Here is a 12,562-nt window from a genome sequence, read left to right on the forward strand (position 1 = left end):
CTTTCGCTTTTCCAACTTTACGATAAAATTTATTAATGCTCTAAAATAGAAGCGTAGATAAATTCAATTGAACCGGTTTGACGACCATAAGTTAAATCTTGAACATAATCTTTACAAATATAAGCAGTTCCCGGTAACCAGAGTGGCGTCACTGGAGATTCATTCAAGAAGAGCTGCTCTGCCTTTTGTAATGTCTCTAATCGCTTATTAATATCTGTCTCAATAAATTGTGCTTCAATTAAATCTGAATACGCTTGGTTATTCCATTTTGCATAATTATTCGCGCCATCAAAAGTATAATTTGAAAGAAGTGTATCCGGACTCACGCCTGTTCCCATACCATTTAAGAAGATATCGAACTCACCTGATAACAAAGCACCTATCGCTTGAGGCACTGGCATGATATTGATTTCAACATCAACCCCCAAGGTGTCGGCCCATCTCGCCTGTAAAGCTTCAGCATAAGCTTTATGTGAAGATGAATCTAAACAAACATAATTGATCGTTTGCAAATCCGCCACACTGCTTAAGTTCATTTCTGCTAATGCATCGTTTAAATATGCCTTTGCTTTTTCCACATCTCCATTTGCTGGAATACCTGTTGATGCAGGGTACTTTTCAGCGATAGACTCACCATTAAGCGTACTGGTAGGGTCAATCATACGATCTGTGACTTCAGTACCTGGTGCAGAAAGTGCAGTGACAATCGCCTGTCTGTCAATACTGTGGCTGAGTGCTAATCTCAAATTTTTATTTGAAAGGAGCGAACCCTCACTTGACATATAAACAAGATGTTGAAGCGTGCCACCAGATTTTGAGCCATAATCAGGATAATTCAAGGTTTGCGTCTTAGAGATACTGTAGAGTTCATCTACATCTCCTAAGTCGTACATGCCAACACGTGTATTTTCATCACCCACAATAAGCTCTGTTACTTTAGTCAATTTAATTTTATCTGCATCCCAGTAATTTTCATTTTTTTCAAGTGTGATAGAAGCCCCTTGAACCCACTCTGATAAAATGAATGGTCCGCATCCGATAAAGGATTCAGCACCAGAACCATACCCTTCAGCGTATTTTCCCACATAATCCTTACGAAGTGGATAGAAGTTTATCCCTTCAGCAATATGTTCGATAAAAAACGGATCTGCTTGAGTCAATGTCATTTCTAACGTTTTGTCATCTGTTGCTTTTATCCCTACAGACTCAGCATCTGCATTTTCACCTGAATAGTACGCAATCGCACCGGATACTCTATCAAAAATATCACATTGTGAAGAACCTGTTTCTGGATTTAAAAGGCGTTTAAACGCGTATTCAAAATCACCTGCTGTGACGGGTTCACCATCTGACCATTTTAAATCTCTTAGATGAAAAATAACCTTTGTACCATCTTCTGATACTTCATAAGACTCTGCTGATGCCATGGTCACTTCACCTTTATAGTATCTTACTAAAGGTTCATTGACCGCATACATAATAAGTGCTGACATTTCGTCATTCATTTTACTGACATCCAGTGTCATCATGTCATTCGCTGAAGCAAATGTAAATTCTTGCATCGCTGCAAGCGAACCTGCTGCATTTGAACCTTCACTTGTTGCTTCAGTATCCGTGTTTGTGCTTGTGTTACTTGTTACAGCTGGTTTTTCATCCGAACTCGATGTACACCCTGTGAACAAACTGATCATTAATACGATCATCATTGATAGTGACAATATCTTCTTCATAAAAATTCCCCCTTCTCACATTTAAAATTATTTGCAACTTATATTTAACCTGTTTACTAAAACAGATGGTGCACCAATACAATAAGATTTTAATAGAAATGCTTCTATTTTCAAGTCATTTCCAACTGCCGTAATCTGATCGAATAGATCGATTAAATTACCATTTAGAGTGAGATCGCGAATCGCTTGAGTTGCCATACCCTCTTCAACAAGCCTCCCAGAACATGGAATTGAAAAATCTCCTGAGCTGATGTCTATGGAGTGAAATACATCGGATGAATTCGTAAGATAAACGCCTTTATTCATTGTGTTAAGCAACAGTTCTTTCGATTTCTCACTGGGTTCTATATAGATGATTTTAGGCGTCACAATAATATCTGTGGGAATAGATCCCGTTAAAAGAGCTACCCTGCCCGCATTCCCTGTAGGCGCCATGTCCATACTTTCAGCAGATTTTAAATTGTGTAAAAGTCCTATAAATCTACCCTTGTCAATGAGTTTATGCGTTTGCGAGAGGGTTCCTTCACAGTCGAAAGTATACTTATAGCCCGCATCTGTATGTTCATTTGTATCAATAATTGAAAGTTCGGACGTACTAATGTCGGTTCCAAGCTTGCCACTAAGTGCAGAAGAACTTTCAAAATACTTTAAGCCACTGAACATTTGCCATGCTGTGGTCATGATGTTTATAACGACTTGACTGTCTAAAAGGACTTGATGTTCACCAGAGGCTAGTTGCCCCTCGATACGTTGATCCAGTATCATTTGATGCGCTTTTTCTACGGCTGTGTTAAAATCCATCCACTCAAATGACGCTACATTCCCTTCGTACTTACCATCGTATTCTTTTCCCATATATGAACAAGTCAGATTCACAGCATAATGCCAAACTTGATAGGCACTGCTTATATCTACACCCTTTGAGTTAAGCAATCTCGATCTAAAATTGTCAATACATATTGCCACTGAGTAATCCACAAGATTTGGCAATTTAGAAACAGTACCATCAAATCTCAATACACTTTCTTTAATCACATTAAGATCAATTTCGGGAAGATCTGATACTTTTGATTCGGCTTTGTTTGCCACATAAGCAGTTTGCTTATCATTTAATCTGTCTGCATCTGATTTTTCTATATAGAGGCCATTTTCATAAGCCCTTTTAATGACGCTCTCGCCATCTTCACTTAAATTTTCTGTATAGACATAGCCTGTCTTTTCACCAGTGGCTCTGACATACAATGCGGTGAGTCCAGATGAGTTCGTACTGGTAACAGCACCCCCTTTGGCGGTATAAGAAACCTGTTCATGATTTTCAGCATCGATTTCAGCTTCTTTAATCCAAGAGGGTAGGTTTAAAAGTGCTTTTTCATAAGATTTTAATGGGATCATGTCTGAATCCATCCTTTCCATAAATCAATTTCAGCCAACACTCATACTGGATATTCTCATTCTAGGCTGGAAAGACGTCACTTGGCAAAGGCCTGATGTGGCGCCACAAAATCCGCCATTTTCTGTGACAAGCTTCTTGCCAACTCGGTCGATCTTCTTGATAACATCTATCCCTCTGCCATTGATACTGAGCCCTTTTACACGATCTCCAATCTTGCCATTTTTGATCAAATAACCTTCTGTTACAGCGATTGAAAAAGATCTGCCACTATTACCGCCTCCGAGACGCTTCACGTATAATCCATCTGCCACAGAGTCAAAAATCTCATCATCGTCATCAGTGCCAGCCGCTAAATATGTGTTGGTCATCCTAGAAGTAGGCGCATACGCATAGCCCTGTCTTCTGCCACTTGCAGTTGATGCCATGTTCAATCTTCTTGCACCCATTCGATCACATAGGTAACCTTTTAAGACACCTGATTCAATCAATACGTTTTTCTGAGTTTTAAAGCCTTCATCATCTATTGCGGATGAACCATATAAGCCCTCTATTGAACCGTCATCAACAAGTGTTACTTTTTCTGAAGCCACTTGTTGACCCAGTTTATCACAAAAGTCACTTCTGTTTTCTGTGATTGCTGTGGCTTCAAGCATATGACCACAAGCTTCATGCCATAGCGTGCCACAAGATCCAGCTTCTAAAACCACAGGCACTTGACTTGAAGGCATCGGTACACCATCAAGTGCTTGAGACAAATCTATGACAAATTCTTTTGCGAAATCCATATAGGCATCACTTTGTGTAAAGGTCTCAAATCCAAAGGGTTTTGTATAATCTCCCCATTCAGAAAGCATTTGGCCGTTTCGTTCAACAACCGCAGTGAATCTCAATCGGCTTGTAATACGCCTATCCGATACGTAAAGGCCTTCACTGTTGACAATCGTCTTCCTTTGATCATAATCAAAATAGTCGACATTTAAACTTTTAAGTGCCCTGTCAGAATTGCGTGCGCTCATATCTGCTTTTTTGACAATCTCAATTTTATCTTTTACATGCACTTCACTAGGGAAGCAAAGCACTTGGTTTGGACTTTTATAATTTTTCATATGAAATACAAGATTTTTTATAGGATTTGCTTTTTTTTCATCTAACATAAAAGCAGCCCTTTTAGCTGTTTGCATAAGGCTATCAAACCGCGTATCACTGGTGTACACATACACACTCCTAATCCCGGATAACAAGTAAATGCCTGCACCAAGAACGCTGACATTTGTAATACCACTTACCTTTTTCTGAGCATATTTGACACTGAGCTCATCCTTTTCTTCAAAATATATTTCTGCAAAATCGCCACCTTTTGAGAGGGCGGCCTCGATTACAAGTTGTATTTCACGTTTATCAATCATTGTACACCTCCTAAACCACTTTTGAGGTAAAGCCTCTCTTTTCAGAAGCTTTAAGTAGCAAATCAAGCGATTTTCTCAAATCTTTTTTAGGCACTGCTATACTCATTCGCGAAAAGCCACAATACTTTTCGCCATAATCTTTACCTTGATCCAATTCTAAATAGGCTTCGTCTACTAGAAAGTGTCTCAAAGCTTCACCTTCAAGATTTAGCGCTCGCCAGTCTATCCAGATCACAAAGCTCCCTTCAAGCGGGCTGATCTTCACCTTTGGTAAAAACTCTGAAAAAAAGGTTGAAATCATTTCACCACAGGCTTTTACATGAGAGACCATAGCATTTTTCCAGTTTGCACCTGCTTCACTGTAAGCACCAAGTAATGCTGCATAGAGTACTGGATCGATGCTCCCAAAGTGATCTGCATCGCGCTGATTTATAAAGGCTTCTCTCAATTTTTCATTCTCAATAATCATATTGGCATGATTAACGCCTGTAAAATTAAAGGTTTTCCCCAGTGAAGTTGCCACAATCGCGTGTTTACGCGCACCTTCAACTTCAGAATACGGGATACATTTATGTGCATCAAATACGATTTCTCCAAAAATTTCATCACTATAGACAATCACATCATACTTATTCGCCAATACTGCCAAATGCTCCAAATCAGCTTTACACCATACTTTCCCAGTTGGATTGTGCGGATTGCACAAAATGTAAAGTTTGTTTTTGGGGTCCGACATTTTCTCTTCTAAATCATCAAAATCTAAAAAGTATTTACCCTCTTTTTCGATGAGCCAATTGTAATGTGTCTTTCGATTTAATCTTGTTGCCGCTTGTTCATATCTATAATAGATTGGTGGCGATACGATAATCCCTTCATTTTCACGTGTTAACATCCTTATAACTGTTGCAACGGAGAAAATAGTACCATGTGTTGGGACAATCCAGTCTTTTTCAATCTGAAAGTTACGTTGTGTCTCCATCCACCAACAAACAGCCTCCCTGTAACGCGCGTCACACAAAGTAAACCCCATCAGCCCATTTTGAACACATGCTGTCATTGCCTCTATTACCGAAGGCGCTGTTTTAAACTCCATTTCGGCACCTGAATACCCTATGATATCCATATCTCGAATATGACGTGGACAAAGTGTCTCTTTTAAATTGCCAATACTACTCCGATCAACGCGCGTGTCAAAGTTATAATTCAAATTTACACGTCCTTCCCTATTTCAAAAATTGCCTCAATTTCTACAGATACATCCATGGGAAGTTGATTTGTTCCCACTGCCGTTCTCGCATGTCGCCCAATTTCTCCGAAAATATCGTATAACAATTGGCTTGCCGCATTAATGACAATATGTTGTTTATCAAATCCAATTTCGCTGTTTACAAAACCTTGTAACTTAATGACCTCTTTAACTCGATCTAAATCGCCTAAGTATTCTTTTACCGCGCCAAGCATATTAATAATGCACAGTCTTGCTGCATCTTCGCCGTATGCAAGGCTCCGTTCGCTTCCAATTTTACCTGTAAATACTGGCGTACCGTCTTTCATAGGCACCTGTCCTGAGATGAACAGTAAATTGCCCGTCTGTTTAACAGGCACGTAAAGTGCACCAATAACCGCCTTTTGGGGTAATATAATTCCAAGTGTTTCTAATCTTTTCTCAACTAACACAGACATCATCCTCTCATTAACTTAATCCTATAATAGGTCAAAGTTTACAATATGTCAATATTTTATCAACATTTTTGTAATAAATACGACTGAACTTATGACAATATTAGTAAAAAGACGAATCCTAAAAGGGCAACCATAGGAAAGAAATCCGAAGCAGACCCAACCATGATGCTACCAAATGAAAAGTACCTTAAATTCTTTCCCGATGAAGACGTCTCTGAAATGAGCCCTCGTATCAACAGGAGGAGCTATTTGAGAATTGGCAGCTGTGCTATTTGCTTTAGGACATTTGCCAGCAACACTTATCTTATTTGGAGAGCTAAGCTTTTTGATTGTGTTTAGATGTATGTTGCTCAATGGGGTGTTCGGATTGGTTTTTGGATGGCTCTATAGAAAGTTGGGCATACAATATGCTATGAGTGCACATGCAATGACACATGTGTGCTGTGATGCGCTTCTTTTTATTTTTATATATTTAAGCAAATAAAGGGTTAGGATGTTAAAATCCAAAAGTTGAGCACCCCTCTACCGTATAATGTCGTTTACGGGAAGTAAGCGATCGATACAGCATAGGGTAGAGGGGTGCTGCGAAACTGACTTTTGACACTATAACCATAAATTGAAAAAGTGGGCATTTGAGGAACTCCTCGGCTCACTTTTTTTATGTGCAGGGTTCTCGCCAAGGGTTAAATCTGATATTTAATTCAATGTTTATAGAATTATAATCTCTGTAATGTTAAAATAGAGGGGACAGTATGAAATCTGACAATTGAGTGTCTAATTTATTGTTGTATCATCGAGCTGATTATTTTAGAGACACAAATCTAAAACGGATGAATACAGCATAATAGAAAATAGATTAAATAAAAGGAGTGTAATGAATGGGACTTTTTAATTTTATCAAAGGTGAATTCCTTGAGGTTGTTCATTGGGAAGACAGTTCTCAAGACACGATGGTATACAAATTTCCGATGACGGACAAGCAACAGATCAAAGAAGGCGCACAACTTATCGTCAGACCTTCTCAAGTGGCGATATTCGTTTACGAAGGACAGATTGCGGACGTTTATGAGCCAGGTAAATACGAGCTACATACAGCAACCATGCCGATATTCACATCGCTCTCCAACTGGAAATTTAAATTTGAGAATCACTTTAAAACAGATGTTTATTTTATAAACATGAAGCAGTTTACCAACCAAAAATGGGGCACTACAAATCCAATTATGATGAGAGATGCGGATTTTGGGATTTTAAGACTTAGAGGCTTTGGGGTTTACTCATTTAGAGTGGGCGATGCGGTTACATTCTTAAAAGAAGTCTTTGGATCGAACAAGTTTTTTACCGTGGATCAAATCAACGAGCATCTAAAAAGCTTAATCGTGTCCAGTGTTTCAGATGTCATTGCAGAAGCTAAAATTCCAGCAATGGACTTGGCGACTCAGTATGATGAAATTGGTCAACTTGCCATGGCAAGAATCACAGATCGGTTTGGAGTCTACGGATTGATGATCTCTGACTTTGCAGTAGAGAACTTATCGTTGCCAGAATCGGTTGAAAAAGCCATCGATAAGAGAACCGAAATGGGTGCACTTGGCGACCTTAATCAATATATGAAATTCCAAACAGCAGAAGCGATCAGAGATGCTGCTCAAAATACAGGTGGTGGTCTAGCAAGTATGGGTGCTGGCATGGGTGCTGGTGCAGGCATTGGCAAAATGATGGCAGATTCTATGGCATCCCCCAACCAAACTCAGGGTCAATCTCAAGCTCAACAACAAATTGAGACCGTTGCGTGTGGACAGTGCGGTGCACAGAACCGAAAAGGCGCAAAATTCTGTGGAGAATGTGGTTTAAGCTTCATTAAAAATTGCATCGCTTGTGGTCATGAAATCGATCCAAATGCGAAATTCTGTAGGGAATGTGGTGCGAGTCAAGTCGTTGAAAGCAAATGTCCTAAATGTGGTGAAAACATAGATGTAAATGCCAAATTCTGTCCGCATTGTGGGGAATCGACAAAAGCCTAGGAGTAGATCATGAAATCCAATAATAACCTTGAAATAAATGAAAATGATGATCTTAATAAGAGTGAAGACCTGCCTCTATCTTTTGTTGAAGAGGATGAGGGTGAAGAGCCTGTAGCAGAGGCATACGAGTCGAATTTTGAAAACTCATTGGTCACTCAATGTCCAGCTTGTGCGGGCAATATGGTTTTTAATCCAGATAAGGGCAATCTAAAATGCCCTTACTGTGCGAACGAAAAAGACATTGCCTCTGATAACAAAGAGATCGAAGAGCGGTGTTTTGAATCTGCACTTGCTGAAGGTGCCAGAACTTGGAACGATGATGATATCAAGAGTTTTTCGTGTAAGAACTGCGGGGCAGAGCTTATCTTCGATGCGCATACTCAAGCGCAATTTTGTAACTATTGTGGTTCATCGCATATCACTTTTCAAGAAGCGGAAAATACCATACCACCGCAATATTTGGTGCCGTTTTCTGTCACTGAAAAACTGGCGGGGGACCACTTCAAAGAATGGATTACAAAGCGTTGGTTTGCACCTAATGATTTGAAGAATTCTTATAAAAACAATAAATTGTTGGGCACTTACATCCCGCATTGGACTTATGATTCCAATACCTACTCTTATTACACTGCTCAACGTGGGGATTATTACTATGTCACCCGAACGAGAACGGTAAACGGTAAAACAGAGACTTATCAAGAGCGACGAACGAGGTGGACACCTGTAAGTGGTGACTACAAGCGGTTTTTTGATGATGTACTCGTTAGAGCTTCTAAAAAAGTGGACAACAAGCTCATCAATAAAATTCAGCCTTTTACACTTGGCGAACTCAAAGGTTATAAACCGGAATACCTTTCAGGTTTTTACGCTGAACGCTACAGCGTCTCTTTAGAAGAGGGCTGGGAAGAGGGGAAGGTAGAAATAGATCGAGATTTAAACTCTGAAATCACGAGAAAAATTGGTGGCGACACGGTACGCTTCTTAAGTATAAAGACGCAGTATAATGAGGTCACTTTTAAACACATTCTGTTACCCGTGTGGCTTTCGAGCTTTAATTATCATGAAAAGCTCTATCAATTTATGATCAACGGCCAATCGGGTAGAGTTATTGGGGAGTACCCTAAGAGTGCCATCAAAATCACCTTGACAATTTTGGCGGTCCTTCTCGTGATCCTTATTGTTTTTTTTGTCATGAGTTCAGGTGATGGTACCGTGGCAAGTCAGTTGGAATCATTGTACTTGGGCTAAAAAACTGAAGTGTAGTATGATGTAAATTTTGTGGATCAAGGTGTAAGAGGAGAGCAGGTGTTATGAGTCTAAAAATAATAGCGATAAGAACACTCATAAGCATACTGCTCTCTATTATGGCACTTTACTTTGAGAAGGCATCTGGTATGCGAAGCATTTACCTGATGCTTCTTTTAATGGGATTTATAACTCTCCCTGTGCTGCGCATTTGGGTTAAAAAGAACGGGCTCTATTTTCTAGAATGCGGCATTGTGTTTGGTCTTAACTATATGACACGATTTAGCTTGAATATGGTTTTTATTGCGTTTTATGTCATGATTCTTTTGGAAAGCTTTTTTACATCTGACCGTGATGAAGTATTAGAAGTCGGATTTTTATCGGCAGTCTTAATGGGCATTAACTTCTATGTTCTATTGCCTTATGGGGTTAACTATAGACTCATTACCGAAATGGTTTTTCTGGAACTGATGCTCATGCTGGTGGTGGCAATGCTCTATTTTTTAAAATCCTATCGGCTTGAGAAAAAGAAAGTGGCGTCGTTACTCGAAGAAAATGAGCAGAAAAGAGAAGCCTTAGAAAAAGCGCTCTACACGGTTTCTGAGCAAAATGAATCCTATGAGCATGCTCAGGACGAAGTCGTTAGATTGACTAGAGTTGCAGAGCGTGCAGAGCTTGCGGGTGCTTTACACGATACGATAGGCCATGAAATTACAGGTCTCATCATGCAGATTGAAATGCTCAATATGCAGTATAAAGTGCCGCTGGCAAAAGAGGCTGCAGATCATGCCCGCGAGATTCTCAGAGGGATGAGGCAGGTCGTGGAGACACTTCAAATGCATTCCGTGAGTGAATCTACAACGATAAAACTCAAACAGAAAATCACTGCATTTTCAGAACAAACAGGGATTCAAGTCCATCTTAACTTTGAAATCAATATGGAGATCTTTGAAGATGAATATAAGCAAATGATTTATCGAACCGTTCTTGAAGCGCTCACAAATACTGCAAAACATTCAAATGCAACTGAGATTTGGCTGATTTTTAATACGTTGACAACAGGGACATATTTTTTAAAGCTTATGGACAATGGCAAAAATGAAAAATGGAATGAAGTTATAAGCGGTGAGCACGCTGAGCTATACAGCGAAGGCAATGGCCTACGGTTTATTCGGAAAAGGGTACAAAAATTAGGCGGCATCGTAGAATATAAATGTGAGAGGGACGGCGGATTTCAAATCATGATCCAATTTGAAGGAGGACTTCGTGATTAAAATTGCAATCGTAGACGATCAAAAATTAATTATCAATGGCCTTTCGATGATGGTAAATTTGCAACCTGATATGGAAGTCCTTTGGACGGCAGAGCATGGCAAAGAAGCGCTTTTTAAAATCACTTCTGCACAGCCTGACTTAATTCTGATGGATATTAGAATGCCAGAGATGAATGGTGTAGAGGCGACCGCCTTGATTAAAAGAGATTATCCGGATACCAAAGTACTGGTACTGACGACCTTTAATGAAGATGCCTATATTTTCGAGACGCTAAAAGCTGGGGCAAGTGGCTATTTGCTCAAAGATGTGCCACCAGAAGAACTTTTGGATGGGATCAGAAAAGCGGTTAAAGGTGGTACAGTGATAGAACCCAGTGTGGCTTCAAAAGTGGTAAAGAATCTCTCGAGGATTGATGAAAATGTTCAAAACGAAATTAGAGAAAAACTCACAACCAGAGAATTTGAAATTTCAAAAATGATTTCAGAGGGTCTGAGCAACAAAGAAATCAGTGAACTCTTATTTCTATCAGAGGGAACGGTTAAGAACCATTTGACCAATGCACTGGAAAAGCTGGAGCTGAGAGATCGAACACAGCTTGCAATCCTAATGCTTAAGAATCAAATGTAATCAGAGCAAAGTGCTTTTAAGCACGGTAGAAATATTTTGACATGATGATGAAAGGAGAATATACGGCTCTATAGTTGAAATTTGTAAAGCGTATAAAAGGTAAAATGGAAAAAATAACGTTAAAAAATTCACGTGAGTTGAAATTAGTAGGCAATATCTATAAAGCAGGAGATGAGTCGTTGGTGATTATGTGCCACGGGTTTGCTTCGGATCAATATGCGAATGGTAGGTTTGAAAAACTGGCAGGGGCCTTAAATGAACAGGGCATAAGTGCTTTATCATTTGATTTTAGCGGATGTGGTGAAAGCGATGATGAGTCGTTAACAGCGGATAAATTATCGGATGACTTAACGACTGTGATAGATTATGTGAAAACATTAGGGTATAAAAAAATAGCACTGTTTTCACATAGTTTGGGAGCCTTTATTTCACTAAAGGCGTATTCCAAAGACATTCAGACCATGGTGCTGTTAGGGCCTCTCACTGGAGCGCTCAATTTTAAATCAGATGAATTTTATACTGCGGAACAGCTTGAAGACCTAAAGGAAAAGGGCTGTTTTACCATAAAGAGTGAAAATCACATTCGAACAGAAGTGGTTGTGGACAAGCAATTGCCACTAGACATTGCACAGATCAATCAAAAGGAACTCTTTGGAAATCTCGGATGTCCTATTTTGATGATTCATGGGGATCAAGGCGAAATGGAACATACTTTATTTCCAAGTTCTAAAGAAGCGATAAAACTGCTCTCGGATGATTCTACATTAGTTGTCATTGAGGGTGCAAGTCATAGCTTTGTTGAAAAATATGATAAAGTGGTTAAATTGTCAGTAGATTGGATTTTAAATTATTTGAGTTAAATTGATTTAATTTTAAAATTGGCTAATAGAGGGGATTTGTAGTAACGCGAGCAATGGTCTTTAGTCATAGTGTTTTAAAAAGATGCCCTTATGAGTACGTTGTGGAATAGATTGTTGAGTTTCGTCGTGAGTTTCGTTGTGTACGTGGTACACAACGAAACTCACAACGAAACTCCTGTGGTATACAACGAAACTCAACGAAACTCACAACGGCACTATTGTTTGAAAATAACCATGACTTTTGTCATGGTTTTTTTTATAGAGTCATGACAAAGGTCTCGTGTGTTAAAGTTTGTTAGAGTTTATAATGAATTTAAGA

At 39.3% G+C, this 12,562-nt stretch carries 11 protein-coding genes; 6 read left to right on the top strand and 5 right to left on the bottom strand.

From position 1 onward, the window contains the following. Nucleotides 1-32: 32 nt before the first annotated feature. The 5 genes from F3D3_RS04225 to F3D3_RS04245 are packed head-to-tail and all read right to left on the bottom strand — an operon-like array spanning nt 33 to nt 6,206. Nucleotides 33-1,730, bottom strand: a complete 1,698-nt coding sequence (locus F3D3_RS04225) for a peptide ABC transporter substrate-binding protein (protein ID WP_069871517.1) — start codon at nt 1,728-1,730, stop codon at nt 33-35. Between the two features lie 27 nt (nt 1,731-1,757). Beyond that, nucleotides 1,758-3,122, bottom strand: a complete 1,365-nt coding sequence (locus F3D3_RS04230) for a TldD/PmbA family protein (protein WP_069871519.1) — start codon at nt 3,120-3,122, stop codon at nt 1,758-1,760. A 30-nt stretch (nt 3,123-3,152) separates the two neighbouring features. Continuing rightward, nucleotides 3,153-4,529 (bottom strand): TldD/PmbA family protein, encoded by a 1,377-nt coding sequence (locus F3D3_RS04235; protein ID WP_069871521.1) that lies wholly within the window; start codon nt 4,527-4,529, stop codon nt 3,153-3,155. 10 nt (nt 4,530-4,539) lie between these two features. Beyond that, on the bottom strand, nt 4,540-5,736 hold the full coding sequence (locus tag F3D3_RS04240) for a MalY/PatB family protein (protein WP_069871523.1): 1,197 nt from the start codon (nt 5,734-5,736) through the stop codon (nt 4,540-4,542). A gap of 2 nt (nt 5,737-5,738) precedes the next feature. Beyond that, on the bottom strand, nt 5,739-6,206 hold the full coding sequence (locus F3D3_RS04245; protein WP_069872024.1) for a RidA family protein: 468 nt from the start codon (nt 6,204-6,206) through the stop codon (nt 5,739-5,741). Nucleotides 6,207-6,477: 271 nt separating this feature from the next. Here F3D3_RS04245 and F3D3_RS04250 point away from each other — a divergent pair, with 271 nt between their 5' ends. The 6 genes from F3D3_RS04250 to F3D3_RS04275 all read left to right on the top strand — a co-directional run bounded on the left by F3D3_RS04250 (nt 6,478) and on the right by F3D3_RS04275 (nt 12,243). Next, on the top strand, nt 6,478-6,696 hold the full coding sequence (locus F3D3_RS04250; protein ID WP_242877084.1) for a type II CAAX prenyl endopeptidase Rce1 family protein: 219 nt from the start codon (nt 6,478-6,480) through the stop codon (nt 6,694-6,696). A gap of 394 nt (nt 6,697-7,090) precedes the next feature. Further along, nucleotides 7,091-8,236: an SPFH domain-containing protein gene (locus tag F3D3_RS04255; protein WP_069871526.1), complete on the top strand. Its 1,146-nt coding sequence runs from the start codon at nt 7,091-7,093 to the stop codon at nt 8,234-8,236. 9 nt (nt 8,237-8,245) lie between these two features. After that, nucleotides 8,246-9,484 carry a hypothetical protein gene (locus F3D3_RS04260; RefSeq protein WP_084388815.1) on the top strand — a complete coding sequence of 413 codons (1,239 nt, stop codon included), beginning with the start codon at nt 8,246-8,248 and terminating at the stop codon, nt 9,482-9,484. A 62-nt stretch (nt 9,485-9,546) separates the two neighbouring features. Next, nucleotides 9,547-10,755 (top strand): sensor histidine kinase, encoded by a 1,209-nt coding sequence (locus F3D3_RS04265; protein WP_069871528.1) that lies wholly within the window; start codon nt 9,547-9,549, stop codon nt 10,753-10,755. Next, nucleotides 10,748-11,383, top strand: coding sequence for a response regulator transcription factor (locus F3D3_RS04270; RefSeq protein WP_069871530.1), 636 nt, complete (start codon nt 10,748-10,750; stop codon nt 11,381-11,383). The genes F3D3_RS04265 and F3D3_RS04270 overlap by 8 nt, the downstream gene beginning before the upstream one ends. A 104-nt stretch (nt 11,384-11,487) precedes the next feature. Next, nucleotides 11,488-12,243 carry an alpha/beta hydrolase gene (locus F3D3_RS04275; protein WP_069871532.1) on the top strand — a complete coding sequence of 252 codons (756 nt, stop codon included), beginning with the start codon at nt 11,488-11,490 and terminating at the stop codon, nt 12,241-12,243. The last annotated feature ends 319 nt before the right edge of the window (nt 12,244-12,562 follow it).

Origin of the sequence: Fusibacter sp. 3D3 (assembly GCF_001748365.1) — a bacterium.
Taxonomy (GTDB): domain Bacteria; phylum Bacillota; class Clostridia; order Peptostreptococcales; family Acidaminobacteraceae; genus Fusibacter_A.